This window comes from Sphingobium sp. 15-1 (genome assembly GCF_013375535.1).
Classification (GTDB): Bacteria; Pseudomonadota; Alphaproteobacteria; order Sphingomonadales; family Sphingomonadaceae; genus Sphingobium; species Sphingobium aromaticivastans.
Genome location: NZ_JABXJG010000001.1, coordinates 2,525,945 through 2,540,896 on the forward strand (window position 1 = coordinate 2,525,945; position 14,952 = coordinate 2,540,896).

The 14,952-nt window shown below is 63.2% G+C and carries 13 protein-coding genes; 11 read left to right on the forward strand and 2 right to left on the reverse strand.

All coding sequences use genetic code 11. The features are described 5' to 3' along the window. Nucleotides 1-4: 4 nt before the first annotated feature. Nucleotides 5-826 (reverse strand): pyruvate, water dikinase regulatory protein, encoded by an 822-nt coding sequence (locus tag HUK72_RS12065; protein ID WP_176596981.1) that lies wholly within the window; start codon nucleotides 824-826, stop codon nucleotides 5-7. 287 nt (nucleotides 827-1,113) lie between these two features. Here HUK72_RS12065 and hemE point away from each other — a divergent pair, with 287 nt between their 5' ends. Then, nucleotides 1,114-2,175, forward strand: a complete 1,062-nt coding sequence (hemE, locus tag HUK72_RS12070; protein ID WP_176596982.1) for a uroporphyrinogen decarboxylase — start codon at nucleotides 1,114-1,116, stop codon at nucleotides 2,173-2,175. A gap of 14 nt (nucleotides 2,176-2,189) precedes the next feature. Further along, nucleotides 2,190-2,630, forward strand: coding sequence for a CopD family protein (locus HUK72_RS12075; RefSeq protein WP_176596983.1), 441 nt, complete (start codon nucleotides 2,190-2,192; stop codon nucleotides 2,628-2,630). Nucleotides 2,631-2,681: 51 nt separating this feature from the next. Here HUK72_RS12075 and panC read toward each other — a convergent pair whose 3' ends face one another. After that, nucleotides 2,682-3,527, reverse strand: coding sequence for a pantoate--beta-alanine ligase (panC, locus tag HUK72_RS12080; protein ID WP_176596984.1), 846 nt, complete (start codon nucleotides 3,525-3,527; stop codon nucleotides 2,682-2,684). A gap of 109 nt (nucleotides 3,528-3,636) precedes the next feature. Between panC and HUK72_RS12085 the strand changes: the two genes are divergently transcribed. The 9 genes from HUK72_RS12085 (at nucleotide 3,637) to HUK72_RS12125 (ending at nucleotide 14,773) form a co-directional block, all read left to right on the forward strand. After that, complete coding sequence (locus HUK72_RS12085) at nucleotides 3,637-4,443, forward strand: division plane positioning ATPase MipZ (RefSeq protein WP_176596985.1); 807 nt, start codon at nucleotides 3,637-3,639, stop codon at nucleotides 4,441-4,443. Further along, nucleotides 4,443-4,880 carry a DnaJ domain-containing protein gene (locus HUK72_RS12090; RefSeq protein WP_176596986.1) on the forward strand — a complete coding sequence of 146 codons (438 nt, stop codon included), beginning with the start codon at nucleotides 4,443-4,445 and terminating at the stop codon, nucleotides 4,878-4,880. The genes HUK72_RS12085 and HUK72_RS12090 overlap by 1 nt, the downstream gene beginning before the upstream one ends. Before the next feature lie 20 nt (nucleotides 4,881-4,900). Beyond that, entirely contained in the window at nucleotides 4,901-6,283 is a 1,383-nt protein-coding gene (gene pgmG, locus HUK72_RS12095) for a phosphoglucomutase/phosphomannomutase PgmG (protein ID WP_176596987.1), read from the forward strand. A 415-nt stretch (nucleotides 6,284-6,698) separates the two neighbouring features. Beyond that, complete coding sequence (locus HUK72_RS12100; RefSeq protein WP_176596988.1) at nucleotides 6,699-8,003, forward strand: OmpP1/FadL family transporter; 1,305 nt, start codon at nucleotides 6,699-6,701, stop codon at nucleotides 8,001-8,003. A 51-nt stretch (nucleotides 8,004-8,054) separates the two neighbouring features. Then, the gene (ispG, locus tag HUK72_RS12105; RefSeq protein WP_176596989.1) at nucleotides 8,055-9,200 is read left to right on the forward strand and encodes a flavodoxin-dependent (E)-4-hydroxy-3-methylbut-2-enyl-diphosphate synthase; all 1,146 of its coding nucleotides are present in this window, start codon (nucleotides 8,055-8,057) and stop codon (nucleotides 9,198-9,200) included. 14 nt (nucleotides 9,201-9,214) lie between these two features. Beyond that, complete coding sequence (locus HUK72_RS12110) at nucleotides 9,215-10,123, forward strand: DMT family transporter (protein ID WP_176596990.1); 909 nt, start codon at nucleotides 9,215-9,217, stop codon at nucleotides 10,121-10,123. 10 nt (nucleotides 10,124-10,133) lie between these two features. Further along, the gene (locus HUK72_RS12115; RefSeq protein ID WP_176596991.1) at nucleotides 10,134-10,625 is read left to right on the forward strand and encodes a GNAT family N-acetyltransferase; all 492 of its coding nucleotides are present in this window, start codon (nucleotides 10,134-10,136) and stop codon (nucleotides 10,623-10,625) included. Nucleotides 10,626-10,856: 231 nt separating this feature from the next. Then, nucleotides 10,857-13,181 carry a DNA translocase FtsK 4TM domain-containing protein gene (locus tag HUK72_RS12120; RefSeq protein WP_176596992.1) on the forward strand — a complete coding sequence of 775 codons (2,325 nt, stop codon included), beginning with the start codon at nucleotides 10,857-10,859 and terminating at the stop codon, nucleotides 13,179-13,181. 938 nt (nucleotides 13,182-14,119) lie between these two features. After that, the gene (locus tag HUK72_RS12125; RefSeq protein ID WP_176596993.1) at nucleotides 14,120-14,773 is read left to right on the forward strand and encodes an outer membrane lipoprotein carrier protein LolA; all 654 of its coding nucleotides are present in this window, start codon (nucleotides 14,120-14,122) and stop codon (nucleotides 14,771-14,773) included. Nucleotides 14,774-14,952 lie beyond the last annotated feature (179 nt).

The window sequence follows — 14,952 nt, forward strand, 5'->3', positions numbered from 1 at the left end:
GGTCTCATGCTCCTTCCGCCAGCACGCGGTCGTTGAACAGGTTGATGATGGCCGCCGCCGCTTCCTCGATCGAACGGCGGGTCATGTCGATCACCGGCCAGCCATTATCCGCGAACATGCGCCGGGCAAAGGCCAGTTCCTCCTGCACCTTTTCGATGTCGACATAGCTGGTCTCCGGCGCCTGATTCAGAGAGAGTAGGCGATTGCGGCGGATTTGCACCAGCCGCTCCGGACTGACGGTCAGCCCCACCACCATCGGGTGCTTCAGCGAATAGAGGGCGCGGGGCGGCGGCGACTGGATCACCAACGGGATATTGGCGGTCTTGTACCCGCGATTGGCGAGATAGATGGACGTCGGCGTCTTGGAAGCGCGGGACACACCCGCCAGCACGATGTCGGCCTCCTCCCAATTTTCATGGCCGACGCCGTCGTCATGGGCGATGGTGAACTGGATCGCCTCGATCCGGGCGAAATAGGCTTCGTCCAATATATGCTTGCGGCCCGGCCGGTTGCGGGTTTCCTGCCCCAATATGTTGGAGAGGGCGTCGGTCACGCTGTCGAGCGCCGCAACATGGGGCAGGCCCAACGCCCGGCAGCGTGTCTCCAGCCGCCGGCGGAGCTGATGGTTGGACAGGGTGAACAGCACCAGACCCGGATTGGCGGCGATCTCCTCCATGATCCGGTCAAGATGGACGTCGGACCGCACCATCGGCCAGAAATGCCGCACCGCCTCGACATTTTCGAACGCACCGATGGCGGCCTTGGCGATATTCTCCAGCGTCTCGCCGGTGGAGTCCGAAAGGAGGTGGAGATGGATGCGCGACATGAAGCATATCTCTGTGGGGAGGCTGTGGATAAATCAAGGTATAGCTTGCGGGCAAAATCAGGCACTTATCGCCCTCCTCGATTCCGGGAATCTTGTCCACAGCCCGCCAACAGATGGAAATTCATATCCACAGCCTGTGGATAACGGGGATAATGGGACTGACTCGGACCGGAATCAGTGACCTCAAGGAGTCAAGTTGTTGGCAAATCCGGGCACAGCGCATAAACCCCGCTGCCAACCGCCCTACTATCTCCATCATCCTTTTGAATCTAAATATAAGAGAGTTTATGACGGGATCTGATGCCGGCCTTTCGAATGGCCTAACGCCCAAGCCATTGCTTTCGGTCCTGAAAGGCGCGTGCCCCGATGTGCCCCCCATGTGGCTCATGCGTCAGGCGGGCCGTTATCTGCCCGAATATCGCGCCTTGCGGGCGGAAAAAGGCGGATTCCTCGAACTGGTCTATGACAGCGGGGCGGCGGCGGAAGTGACTCTGCAGCCCTTGCGCCGTTTCGGTTTCGACGGCGCGATCCTGTTTTCCGACATTTTGATCGTGCCCTATGCCATGGGGCAGGATCTTTGGTTCGAGGCCGGGGAAGGCCCGCGTCTGGCGCCCATCCTGGCCGAGACGGAGTTGTCGGCCCTCAAACCCGATTTCGGCCGCTATGAGGCGGTCTATGAGACGGTCCGGCAGGTCAAGGCCGCGCTGGACCCAGAAGTGACCTTCCTGGGCTTCGCAGGCAGCCCCTGGACCATCGCCACCTATATGGTCGCGGGGCAGGGCAGCAAGGATCAGGGCGCCGCCCGCCGCCTCGCCTATCAGGAGCCCGAACGCTTTGCCGCGATCGTCGAGGCCATCATCGACGCGACGGTCGTCTATCTTTCCGGCCAGATCGAGGCCGGGGTGGAGGCGGTCCAGCTTTTCGACAGTTGGGCGGGCAGCCTGGCCCCGCTGGAGTTCGAACGCTGGGTGATCCAGCCCAACAGGCGGATCGTGGAGAAGCTGAAGGCGATTCATCCGGAGATTCCGGTGATTGGCTTCCCCAAGGGCGCGGGCGCGAAACTGGCCGATTATGCGGCCGGGACCGGGGTCGATGCGGTGGGCGTCGATGAGACGGTCGATCCGCACTGGGCGAACCGTGCGCTGCCGCAGGGTCTGCCGGTACAGGGGAATCTCGATCCGCTGGCGCTGATCGCCGGCGGCAAGGCGGTGGAAGAAGCCGTCGACAATATCCGTGCCGCCTTTGCCGGGCGGCCGCATATCTTCAACCTGGGGCATGGAATCCTTCCCGACACCCCCATTGATCATGTCGAAGCGCTGCTTAGCTATGTGCGCCGGACGCGGCCATAGCGGGAGACTGAACCATGCCTTATCTGGGAGCAGCCTATTTGTGGGTCAAAGCCGCGCATGTCATCTTCGTCATCTTCCTGATGGCGGGCCTGTTCATGATGCCCCGCTTCTTCGTCTATCACCAGCAATGCCCGGTGGGGTCCGAAGAGGATAGGAAATGGATCGACCGGGAGCGGCGGTTGCTCAAGATCATCCTGAACCCGTCGCTGATTCTGGTCTGGGTCTTCGGTCTGATGCTGATGGTGGAGATCGGCGCCTGGCATTTCGGCTGGTTCCACCTGAAGCTGCTCTTCGTGCTGGGCCTGTCGGGCTATCATGGCTGGATCGCGGGCTATGCGAAGAAGCTGGCCAAGGGGCTGCGGCCGTTGACGGAGAAGCAATTGCGGTTCCTGAACGAGATTCCGGGAATCGCCGCCGCGGTGATCGTGATCGCGGTGATCGTGAAGCCGTTTTGATGATCTGACCCAATGCCGCATGCTCCTGCCTTCGCAGGAGCATGATGGGGTTTAGACCGGATCGACAGCGATATTGTCGATCAGTCGGGTCTTGCCCAGCTTCGCCGCACCGAGCAATCGTGCCGGACGGTCCAGCAGCGTCATCGGCTCCAGCGTCACCGCGTCGCACAGCGTCACATAATCGATCGGGTCGAAGCCATGCGCTGCCAACAGGGCGATCGCCTTGGCGAGAGCGGCCTCGACGGTGGCGCCCTTTTCCATCTGCCGGGCCGCTTCGCCCAGGGCGCGGGGCAGGGCCAGCGCATCCTTGCGTTCTTCCTCGGTCAGATAGGCGTTGCGCGACGACAGCGCCAAGCCATCCTCGGCCCGCTGGGTCGGCACGCCGATGATTTCGATCGGAACGTCCAGATCGCGCACCATCTGCCGGATCACGGCGAGCTGCTGATAATCCTTCTCCCCGAACAGGGCGACGTCGGGGCGGACCTGGTTGAACAGCTTCGTCACCACCGTCGCCACGCCGTCGAAATGGCCCGGCCGCGCCGCGCCGTCCAGCCCTTCGGTCACGCCCGAAACGGAGATGTTGGTGGCATAGCCCGCCGGATACATGACATCGACGCTCGGCGCCCAGAGGATGTCGACTCCGGCGGCCTGCAGCATCTGCGCGTCCTTCGCCTCGCGCCGGGGATAGGCGTCCAGATCCTCATTCACCCCGAATTGCCGGGGATTGACGAAGATCGACACCGCCACATGCCCGGCATGGCGGCGCGCTTCCTCGACCAGCGCCATATGCCCGTCATGCAGCGCGCCCATGGTAGGCACCAAAGCCAGCGGTTTTCCGTCGCTTTTCAGCGCCTCGACGGCGGCGCGCAGCGATGGCAGGTCACGGAGGGTTTGCACGACAGGAACGGCTCCGATAAGGGCATCAACAGGGGTACATCCTGCTAAGGCACGACCGGTTCGAACGGTCAACAGACAATGCGACAATCAACGGGGTTATAAAGGTCCGATGGCGAACGCCCAAACGCACCATATCGTCTTCGCCAATGAGAAGGGCGGAACCGGCAAGTCGACGACCGCCGTGCATACGGCCATTGCGCTGACGGTATTGGGCCATCGCGTCGGCATGATCGACCTTGACCCGCGCCAGCGCACCATCACCCGCTATATGGAGAATCGCGCCGACACCGCGCGCCGCCGCGGCATCGACCTGCCGACTCCAGAATTCGCGGTGTTCAAGGGCGACAGCGTCGAGGCGCTGGAGGAACAGGCCGCCGCCATGGCCGAGGACAAGGATTTCCTGGTCATCGACACGCCCGGCCGCGACGATGATTATGCCCGCCACATGGCCGCCCGCGCCAATACGCTGGTGACGCCGATGAACGACAGCTTCGTCGATTTCGACCTGATCGGCCAGGTGGACGCGGAAACCTTCAAGGTGAAGCGCCTTTCCTTCTATTCCGAACTGATCTTCGAGGCGCGCAAGACCCGCGCCAAGGCCGATGGCGTGACCATCGACTGGGTGGTGCTGCGCAACCGCGTCCAGCATCATGACGCCCGCAACAAGAAGCGGGTTGGCGACGCGCTGATGGAGCTTTCCCGCCGCGTCGGGTTCCGCGTGATTCCGGGCCTTTCGGAACGCGTGATCTTCCGCGAGCTGTTTCCATCCGGCCTGACCCTGCTCGACAAGGGGCATTTGGGCGAACTGGGCGTCAGTCATATCGCGGCGCGGCAGGAACTGCGCGAGATGGTGTCCGGTCTCGCCCTTCCCTCACGCGATGAGGTCGCGCCGCTGGATCTGCTCGGCGCGGCCTGATGGGTCTGCTGGCCTTGGCTTTGATCGGGCTTGCGGCCTGGCTTATCTGGACGGGACGATTGCAACGCATGAGCGCAAAGGATGGCATGGCGCTGGGCGCGGCTCTGGTCGGCGCGGTCATGGCGGCCAAGGGCAAGCCGCTGCTCGGCGCGCCGCTGTTGCTGGGCGCTACGCTGTTTTTCTTTGCCAAGAGTCAGCCGGGCAAGGCGAAAGCCAAGTCGGGCAAGCCCGCCCCGCAACCCGTTCCGCCGCAGGCGGTGATCGATGCCCGCAAGCTGCTGGGCGTCGGGCCTGATGCCGATGCCCGCGCCATTCGCGCCGCGCATCGCCGCCTCATCGCGTCGGTCCATCCGGATAAGGGCGGCACCGAAGCGCTGGCGGCCCAGATCAATGCGGCCCGCGACCTGCTGATCAAGGAAAGTGCGCAGCGCCACTAAAGCCAAGGGGAGAGGATGCCATGGCCCATCGCTTTCATCCCACGCTCCTGCGCGAATATGACATTCGCGGAGTGGTTGGCCAGACCCTGGGCGAGGCGGATGCCTATGCGGTCGGGCGCAGCTTTGGGACGATCGTAAGGCAGGCGGGCGTCAGGCGAGCAGGCGGATCAAGGGTCGCGGTCGGCTATGACGGGCGGCTGAGTTCCCCGGCGCTGGAACAGGCGGTCGTCCAGGGCCTTCAGGATTCCGGCGTGGATGTCGTCCGCATAGGCCTGGGCCCGACGCCCATGCTCTATTATGCCGAAGCGGTCCTCGATGTGGACGGCGGCATTCAGATAACCGGCAGCCATAATCCCGCCGATCATAATGGCTTCAAGCTGGTGCTTCAGCATAGCGCCTTTTTTGGCGAGGACATTGCGAAGCTGGGCGCCATGGCGGCGGCGGGCGACTGGAGCGATGGTGGCGGCCGGGTCGAGACCGTCGCCATCATGGACCGCTATGCCGCCCGGCTGGTGGAGCGGTTCGACGGCGCCGCCTGGCGCATTGGCTGGGACGCGGGCAACGGCGCCGCCGGCCCGGTGGTGGACAAGCTCGTCAAGCTCCTGCCAGGTGAGCATCATGTGCTTTTCACCCAGATAGACGGACATTTTCCCCATCATCACCCCGATCCTACTGTCGAGGCGAATCTGGCGGACCTGAAAGCGCTTGTCCGCTCGAAGAAGCTCGATTTCGGAGTGGCTTTCGACGGCGACGGCGACCGGATCGGCGTGGTCGACGGCAAGGGCCGGACGATCTGGGGCGATCAACTGCTCGGCATCTTCGCGGAACTGGTGCTGAAGGATCGCCCGAACGCCGTGATCGTCGCGGATGTGAAGGCCAGCCAGGCCTTGTTCGACCGCATTGCCGCGCTGGGCGGCCAGCCGCTGATGTGGAAGACCGGCCACAGCCTCATCAAGTCCAAAATGAAGGAGATTGCCGCTCCGCTGGGCGGGGAGATGACCGGCCACATCTTCTTCGCGGACGATTATTATGGTTTCGACGATGGGCTTTATGCCGCGGTGCGTCTGATCCGGGGTTTGACCCGGCTCCGCCGGAGCGTCACCGATCTGCGCGATGAGATGCCCGAAATGGCCAATACGCCGGAAATCCGTTTTCCCGTGGAAGAAAGCCGCAAATTCGCCGTGGTGGAGGAGGTGCGTGCCCGGTTGCTGGCCGCTGGCGCGACCGTCGATCAAACCGATGGTTTGCGGGTCACCACCGCTGACGGTTGGTGGTTGCTGCGCGCCTCCAATACCCAGGATTCGCTGGTCGTGCGGGCAGAGGCGAAGGATGCGCGCTCATTGCAGCGCCTGATCGCGGTCATCGACGCGCAATTGGGCGATTCGGGCGTGATTCGGCCTTGAATCATCCGTTGGAAGGCCGAACTAAAGGGTAAAATGCCAGGAAGGGGCGCCCTATTTCCTTTACGGAAATCAGGCAAAAGCATGACGATTGCATGAAACGCAATCGAGCATCAGCTTTTCGCATTTGCGGAAATCATCGCTGCACTGCAAAAGGAAAAGGCCTTTCAGGCATCCTCTCCTAAAACTTTCAAGCCGTCCTCCGGGGCGGCTTTTTTTTGCCCTAATCGAGAGCGCGATTTTCGCTTCCTGCCGTAACGTCGCTGCCCGATCCGACCGGAGAGTCCACGGAAACCCGTGCAAATTAGGGCTTTCCGAACGAATATTTAACCATAATGCTGATAACAGCGTGGCTCACAGGGGATCATTCTCTGGCGAAAGCCATTTTGCCTTGGTCGAGTTTCAGGAGAGGAATCATATGCCTTCGCGTCGCCCTATCATCGCCAGTCTCTTGCTGTCAGGCGCATTGGCAGCGCCCGTTCCGGCTTTTGCGGGCGGCTTCTACCTGCAGGAACAGTCGCCCAAGGAAACCGGCCGGGCGCTGGCCGGTGCGGGCGCGGCAGCGGATGATCCGTCCACCATTTACTTCAATCCCGCCGCGATGACGGAATTGTCGGGCGTCCAGACCTCGATCGGCGGCATCGCGCTGATGGCGTCGGCGCATCAGGCCAATCGCGGCACTTATCGCACCGTTCCGACCCTGCCCGGCGCGCGGGTGCCGGTGACGGGCAATGACGGCGGCCAACCGTTCGAAAAGGTCATTCCCATCCCCAGCTTCTATGTGACGGCGCAGGCGACCGACCGGCTGTGGCTGGGCCTCGGCGTCAACGCGCCGTTCGGATTGAAGCTGGATTATGATGATGGCTTTTTCGGCCGCTATGACTCGCTCTACACCAACCTCAAAACCTATAATATCCAGCCCAGCGCCGCCTATAAGCTCAATGAGAATTTCTCGATCGGCGGCGGCGTCGACGTGCAATATGTGAAGGCGACGCTGACCAACGCCCTACCCCAGCTTTCGCCCCTGGCCCCGGCGGACGGCTTCGCCCGGCTGAAGGGCGATGATTGGACCGTCGGCTGGAATGCGGGGCTGTTCTACACCAACGGCGCCACCAATGTCGGCGTCTCCTACCGCTCCGGCATCAAGCACAAGCTGACCGGCACGCAGAGCATTTCCGGCCTGCTGGGTCCGATCGCCGCCGCCAATGGCGAGCTGGACGCGTCCGCGCCGCTCAACCTGCCCGACATCGTGACGGTCGGCTTCATGCATCGCCTGACGCCGAAGCTGCGCGCCATGATCAGCGCCCGCTGGTACAATTGGTCGAAGTTCAGGGGCATCGCCATCACCTCCGCTGCCGGCACCAGCAACAAGGAACTGGATTACAAGGACAGCTACAGCGTCAGCCTGGGCGGCGAAGTTGACGTCAGCCCGGCTCTGACCCTGCGCGCTGGCACGATGTTCGACCGCTCGCCCACCAATCCGCAGCATCTGACGACCCGCGTGCCCGATGGCGACCGCACCTGGTTGTCGGCCGGCGCGACCTACAATATCTCGCCCGCCTTTGCGCTGAACCTGAGCTATGCCCATAATTTCGTGGAAAAGGCGAATATCATCCGCCCGGACAGCTATTATCCCGCGCCCGCGACGGTGACGGCGACCACCCTGTCGCAAACCAGCGGCAATGCGGACCAGATTGGCGCTTCGCTCACCGCGCGCTTCTAACTTGATCCAATAATCCCTATAGGGGCTCCATCATCACGGAGCCCCTTTTTCATGTCCGACCATAATCCCGGCCTGCGCCCCTGGCGCGACATCGCTCGTCGAGAGTGTCGCCAGATCATGGTCGGCAATGTTCCCGTCGGCGGCGGCGCCCCGGTCACGGTGCAGACCATGACCAACACGCCGACCCATGACGTCAAGGCGACCGTCGACCAGATCCGCCGCTGCGAGGAAGTGGGCGTGGACATTATCCGCGTCTCCTGCCCTGACGAGGCGTCGACCGCCGCGCTCAAGCAGATCGTCCGCGCCGCCCGCGTGCCGATCGTCGCGGACATTCATTTCCACTATAAGCGGGCGCTGGAAGCCGCCGATGCGGGCGCGGCCTGCCTGCGCATCAATCCGGGCAATATCGGCAGCGAGGCGCGGGTGAAGGAAGTGGTCGACGCGGCCAAGGCCAATGGCTGCTCGATCCGTATCGGCGTCAATGCCGGGTCGCTCGAAAAGGACTTGCTCGAAAAATATGGCGAGCCTTGTCCCGAAGCGCTGGTCGAAAGCGCGCTCGATCATATCAAGCTGCTCCAGGACCAGGATTTCCACGACTATAAGGTGGCGGTGAAAGCCAGCGACGTCTTCCTAGCGGTCGCCGCCTATATGCAACTGGCCGAAGCGGTGGATTGCCCGCTGCACCTGGGCATTACCGAGGCGGGCGGCTTGATCGGCGGCACGGTGAAAAGTTCCATCGGTATCGGCAACCTGCTTTGGGCCGGGATTGGCGACACGATCCGCGTCTCCCTGTCTGCCGAACCGGAAGAGGAAGTGCGGGTCGGCTATGAGATATTGAAGTCGCTCGGCATCCGCACGCGGGGCGTGAAGGTCATTTCCTGCCCCAGTTGCGCGCGCCAGGGTTTCGACGTGATCCGCACGGTGCAGGCGCTGGAGGAACGGCTCCAGCATATCCATACGCCGCTCTCGCTCTCTGTACTCGGCTGCGTGGTGAACGGCCCCGGCGAAGCGCGGGAAACCGACATCGGCCTGACCGGCGGCGGCGCGGGCAAGCATATGGTCTATCTCTCCGGCCTGACCGATCATACGATTCAGGACGAAGGGATGATCGATCATATCGTGAACCTTGTCGAAGCCAAGGCGGCGGAGATCGAGGCGGCCACCACCGACGCCGGCAAGGCGGAAGCGGCGGAGTAAGCCGCTTTCCTTCCATGCAGGCACGCCGTTCCCTCGCCCTCCCCTTTGCTGTCTGCTGCCTGGGGGTGGCGCTGTTTTCCGTGATGGATGCGGCGATGAAGGGATTGAGCCTTTCCATCGGCCTGTTCAACGCATTGTTCTGGCGCGCCGCGGCGGGCAGCCTGTTGGGGCTGGCGCTGATGCTGCTGACGCGGCAGCGCTGGCCGGGCCCGGCGGTGCTGCGGCTGCATATGCTGCGCGGGGCAGTCGTGGCGGCGATGGCCAGCCTGTTCTTTTGGGCGATCATGCGGTTGCCGTTGGCCGAAGCCATTGCCCTGTCCTTCATCGCGCCGCTGGTCGCGCTCTATCTTGCCGCGCTACTGTTGAAGGAAAGGATCGGGCGGCAGGCCATCGGCGCGTCGCTGCTGGGGTTGGTCGGGGTCGCCATCATCCTGTCCGGGCGGTTGCGGGGCGATTATGACGCGAATGCGCTGCTGGGCGCGGGCGCGGTGCTGGTTTCGGCGGTATTGTTCGCCTGGAACCTCATCCTCCAGCGGCAACAGGCGCAACTGGCTTCGCCCATCGAGGTCGCCTTCTTCCAGCATATCGTCATGCTGGGCGTGTTCACGCTCTTTGCCGGCGGCGCGGGATGGATGCCGGTCGTGCCTGAGGTCCGGTCCTGGGCGCTGATCGTCCTTGCCGCGACCCTTGCATTCACCTCGCTCGCCGCGCTCGCCTGGGCCTATGCGCGGGCGGAGGCGCAGGTGTTGATTCCGGTGGAATATACCGCCTTCGTCTGGGCGGCGATCATCGGCTGGCTGGCTTTTGGCGACCGCTTGACCCTGACCACGGTGGTCGGCGCGCTGCTGATCGTGGTCGGCTGCCTGATCGCGTCCCGCGCCGGTTCAGCCGAGCCGCCTCATGTCGAACCGTCCGTCGCCTGAAAGGAAAAGCATGTCCGTCACCATCCGCGAGGCCGCTCCCGCCGACATCGGGGCGATTCACGACTTCATCCTTGCTCTGGCCGACTATGAAAAGCTGTCGCATGAGGTGAAGGCCGACCGGGCCACGCTGGAGAAATATCTCTTCGGCCCGCGCCCAATGGCCGAGGTGCTGATCGCGGAAAATGACGGCCAGGCCATCGGCTTTGCGCTTTTCTTCCACAATTTCTCAACCTTCGAGGGGCGGCCGGGAATTTATCTGGAGGATTTGTTCGTCATCCCCGAAGCGCGGGGCCTGGGCGCTGGCAAAGCGCTGCTCTCCCGCCTCGCGCAACTGGCGCTGGAGCGGGATTGCGCCCGGCTGGAATGGTGGGTGCTGGACTGGAACGAGCCGTCCATCGCCTTCTATCGTTCGCTGGGGGCGCGGCCGATGGACGAATGGACGGTGCAGCGCGTCGACGGCGAAGCGCTCAGCGCTCTTGCTTCAGCGCATCCTGCACGCTGACGCCCAGCAGTACGGCGGTGAAAGCCCCCAGCGCAACGACAACAAGGATGGGATAGAGCGTGGCGATCATGGCGAAGTCTCCTTTCGCCGGACTTTTGCGCTGGGTCGCCCCGCATCGACATAAGGAATGTTACGGAGTCGACGGGACGAGCCGAGGGGCCGGACTCTTGACGGGGACTCCCCGCCCGGCGCATTGTGCCGGACGGAACATTTAGGGGACAAGGACTTACCATGGCTGTCAGCCGCGGAGCCAAACGCACGCCGGAATGGCGCGAAATGCTGAAACGCAGCCTGATCCGCAGCGGCGCGCTGATCGGATCGATCGCGTTGATCCTGGCGACCCTGTTCCTGGCGCTGGCGCTGCTCAGCTATCAGCCGAGCGACCCGTCGATGAACACGGTGGCGGGCGACCATGTGCAGAATATCATGCAGGCGCCCGGCGCCTGGATTGCCGATTTCCTGCTCTGGCTGTTCGGCGTGCCGGTGGCGCTGGTGCTGCCGCTGATGGCGATCACGGCGCGGCGGCTGTGGGGCGATCAGGACATGAGCGGGTGGAAGGCGCAGTTCGGCAAATGCTTCGCCGGCATCGCGCTGCTCGGCATAGCGCTGGCGCTGTTCCAGACCAATCCGCTGGTCGGCCTGCCCGCCGGATGGGGCGGCATCATCGCGCTGGTGACGGCGCGGGGCGTCATGAGCCTGGCCGCGCAGGCGCCCGCCGCGCAGAGCTGGATTACAGGAATCCTGGTCGTGCTGACGCTGATCGGGGGCGCTGTCCTCTGGTATCGCAGCCTGGCGCTGGAAAAGCCGATCATCGCGTTGCGTCGGCCTTCGCTGCCGCGTCTCAGCCTGCCCAAGCCCGCTTTCGCCCTGCCCGGCGGCGGGGCTGTGGCCGATCCCTTCGATGATGAGGATGAGGTTGTCGAGCGCATCGCCGCGCCACGCAAGACCGTCACCAACGAACCCAAGCCGCCGATCAACATCCAGACGCCCAAGCCCGCCCCGGCGCAGCGCCCCATGGCGCCGGTCAGCCAGGACGACCTGTTCGGCAACAGTTCCCTGCCCTCGCCCGACCTGCTGAATCCGATTCCCGCCAGCCAGGGGCAGAAGATCGACAAGGCCGCGCTGGAGCGCAATGCGCGCTTGCTGGAATCAGTGCTCGACGACTTCCATGTGAAGGGCAATATCGTCGAGGTCCGCCCCGGCCCGGTCGTCACCATGTATGAGCTGGAACCCGCGCCGGGCATCAAGGCGAGCCGGGTGATCGCGCTGGCCGACGACATTGCGCGCAACATGTCGGCGCTTTCCGCCCGCGTGGCGACGATTCCGGGCCGCACGGTGATCGGCATCGAACTGCCCAACGCCAATCGCGAGGGCGTGTCCTTCCGCGAACTCATTACCTCCGAGCAGTTCATGCAGGAAGCGACGCTGCCGATCATCCTGGGCAAGAATATCTCGGGTGAGCCGATCATCGCTGACCTTGCCCCCATGCCACATCTGCTGATCGCCGGTACGACGGGTTCGGGCAAGTCGGTGGGCTTGAACGCCATGATCCTGTCGCTGCTCTACCGCATGACGCCGGATCAGTTGCGGCTGATCATGATCGATCCGAAGATGCTGGAATTGTCGACCTATGACGACATTCCGCATCTGCTCTCGCCGGTCGTGACCGAGCCCGCCAAGGCGATCCGCGCCCTCAAATGGGCGGTGGAGCAGATGGAGGACCGCTATCGCATGATGGCGTCGATCTCCGTCCGCAACCTGGCCAATTATAATGAGAAGGTCCGCGCCGCGAAGGCCAAGGGAAAGCCCTTGGGCCGCCGCGTGCAGACTGGCTACGATCCCGAGACCGGCAAGCCGATCTATGAGGAGGAGCAGCTCGATTTCCAGCCGCTGCCTCAGATCGTGGTGGTGGTCGACGAGCTGGCCGACCTGATGATGACGGCGGGCAAGGAAGTCGAATTCCTGATCCAGCGGCTGGCTCAGAAGGCGCGTGCGGCGGGCATCCACCTGATCCTGGCGACGCAGCGGCCGTCGGTCGACGTCATCACCGGCGTCATCAAGGCGAACCTCCCGACCCGCATCAGCTTCTTCGTGACGTCGAAGATCGACAGCCGCACGATCCTGGGCGAACAGGGCGCGGAGCAGCTATTGGGCAAGGGCGACATGCTCTACATGCATGGCGGCAAGGGGCTGATGCGCGTCCATGGTCCCTTCGTGTCGGACGATGAAGTGCGCGTGGTGGCGGATCACTGGCGCGCCCAGGGACAGCCCGACTATATCGCCGCCGTCACCGAGGAACCGGAGGAAGGCAGCTTCGCGCTGGACGGCGTCGATCTGGGCGACGACAGCCCCGACGCGCAGCTCTTCCGCAAGGCCTGCCAGTTGGTGTTCGAGAATCAGAAGGCCTCGACCAGTTGGCTCCAGCGGCAATTGCGCATTGGCTACAACAGCGCCGCCCGCCTGATCGAGCAGATGGAGGAGCAGGGGCTGGTAGGTCCGCCGAACCATGTTGGCCGCCGCGAAGTGTTGCGCGACGAAAGCGGCAATCCGCTTTAGGCGGGGTGAGGATTGGCCAGAATGGCCAATCCAAGACATTCCCCTCCCGCAAGCGGGAGGGGTTAGGGGTGGGTGCGAGCGCAGCGAGCTTCCAGCTTAGCCGTTGAAAATTAACACTGATGTCGCGCCAGCCCACCCCCTAGCCCCCTCCCGCCCGCGGGAGGGGGAATGTCCTGAAACCACCCAATTCGCGTTATGAAGGCGACATCCCACGAACAAAGACCATTGCTCACGAATAAATTTCATTTGTCTGATGCGAAAAAGTCACTGCCCATTTCGCTCTGAAACGGGATTTTGCGTGACCGTTTGCGCTTTTGTGGGGTCGTAAAACATGCCCCGGCCCGCAGAAATCGCTGATTTCCAAGGCTGATTGCGTTTCGTGCAATCGTCCTTCGGTTCTTCGCATTTGCAGCGAAGCGTGATTTGGCCGAAGAGGGACCTGCCTTTCAGGCATCCTCTCCTAAAAACTTTCAGGCTGGTCTTCGGATCAGCCTTTTTTTTGTCACCCCGCCCGGCTAAGCAGAAGCCGCTTACCGCAGCGCCTAAAAAATAAATTGGGAGAGGGGCCGCCGGAAAAACCGGCACTGGCGAAGCGGGAGCAGAGGGGGATTGAGCGGTCGCGCCGCTCTCCCCCTTGCCGTTCTCATTTACTGATAAGATGCAAGGGCTGGGTGGCGTTAGCCGCCGTTAAGCGCAACGCGCTCCTGCGAAGGCAGGAGCCCAGTCCTGCCGTTTGTGTATCATTGCTCCCTAAGAACTGGGCTCCTGCCTTCGCAGGAGCACGTTGCGTCCGGCAGTCCACCATTCGCCAAACCGGCCCTCAGGCCCACCGTTGAAGCAGATGGCCGATTCGTTGCATGAAAGGAACGAACGGGTTCACAGCGGGTTCAAGCCCTGCCACCTAGACTTCCTCATCCTGAACAACCGGAGATGATTGCATGAAGCGCATCCTTGCGCCCTCCACTCTGACGTTGGCTGCCCTGACGCTGGTTGCCGTACCTTTCGCGGCGCCCATGATGCCGGCGTCCGCACAGGCGGATCAGTCCGATCTGTCGAAGGTCAACGCCTATATCCGCGCCGTCACCACCATGACCGCCGATTTCGCCCAGACCGACCGCAACGGCCAGACGCTGACCGGCCAGCTCACCATCAAGCAGCCGGGCAAGATCCGCTTCCAGTATCAGAAGGGCGTGCCGCTGCTGATCGTGGGCGACGGCAAGGCGCTGACGATGATCGACTATGAGGTGCGGCAGGTGCAGCGCTGGCCGATCGGCAATTCGCCGTTGGGCGCGCTGATCGACCCGAACAAGGATCTGTCGAAGTTCGGCAAGGTGATCCAGACCGGCGATCCGACGATCCTGAGCGTTCAGGCGCGCGATCCCAAGCGGCCGGAATATGGCACCATCACCATGATCTTCAAACGCAACGCGGCCAGTCCGGCGGGCTTGCAGCTTTATGGTTGGGTGGCGCTGGATTCGCAGAACAACCGCACGGCGGTGAAGCTGTCGAACCAGCGTTATGGCGTGGCGGTGGCCGATTCCGCCTTCCGCTGGGTCGATCCGCGGCCCAAGGGGCGCGCGTCGGGCGGCTAAACGGGCCACAGGTGCGACGGACCGAAAACTTTTCAGAATCGTTCATCTGAGGCTCATATCCCGGACCCTAAAAAGAACTCCACGGCGAGAGACGAAACCGGGATTTCCCCCCTGTTACCCGGAACCCCGCTCCCGTCGCAAAGCGCTTCAAGGGCGCGATCGAGGCCCCCGTTCCATGC

What these genes read in the sequence shown, in the direction of transcription:
- HUK72_RS12125 (WP_176596993.1), top strand. Translation starts at nt 14,120, where the DNA reads ATGAAGCGCATCCTTGCGCCCTCCACTCTGACGTTGGCTGCCCTGACG.
- ispG (WP_176596989.1), top strand. Translation starts at nt 8,055, where the DNA reads ATGTCCGACCATAATCCCGGCCTGCGCCCCTGGCGCGACATCGCTCGT.
- HUK72_RS12075 (WP_176596983.1), top strand. Translation starts at nt 2,190, where the DNA reads ATGCCTTATCTGGGAGCAGCCTATTTGTGGGTCAAAGCCGCGCATGTC.
- HUK72_RS12065 (WP_176596981.1), bottom strand. Translation starts at nt 826, where the DNA reads ATGTCGCGCATCCATCTCCACCTCCTTTCGGACTCCACCGGCGAGACG.
- HUK72_RS12085 (WP_176596985.1), top strand. Translation starts at nt 3,637, where the DNA reads ATGGCGAACGCCCAAACGCACCATATCGTCTTCGCCAATGAGAAGGGC.
- pgmG (WP_176596987.1), top strand. Translation starts at nt 4,901, where the DNA reads ATGGCCCATCGCTTTCATCCCACGCTCCTGCGCGAATATGACATTCGC.
- HUK72_RS12115 (WP_176596991.1), top strand. Translation starts at nt 10,134, where the DNA reads ATGTCCGTCACCATCCGCGAGGCCGCTCCCGCCGACATCGGGGCGATT.
- HUK72_RS12100 (WP_176596988.1), top strand. Translation starts at nt 6,699, where the DNA reads ATGCCTTCGCGTCGCCCTATCATCGCCAGTCTCTTGCTGTCAGGCGCA.
- HUK72_RS12120 (WP_176596992.1), top strand. Translation starts at nt 10,857, where the DNA reads ATGGCTGTCAGCCGCGGAGCCAAACGCACGCCGGAATGGCGCGAAATG.
- HUK72_RS12090 (WP_176596986.1), top strand. Translation starts at nt 4,443, where the DNA reads ATGGGTCTGCTGGCCTTGGCTTTGATCGGGCTTGCGGCCTGGCTTATC.
- hemE (WP_176596982.1), top strand. Translation starts at nt 1,114, where the DNA reads ATGACGGGATCTGATGCCGGCCTTTCGAATGGCCTAACGCCCAAGCCA.
- HUK72_RS12110 (WP_176596990.1), top strand. Translation starts at nt 9,215, where the DNA reads ATGCAGGCACGCCGTTCCCTCGCCCTCCCCTTTGCTGTCTGCTGCCTG.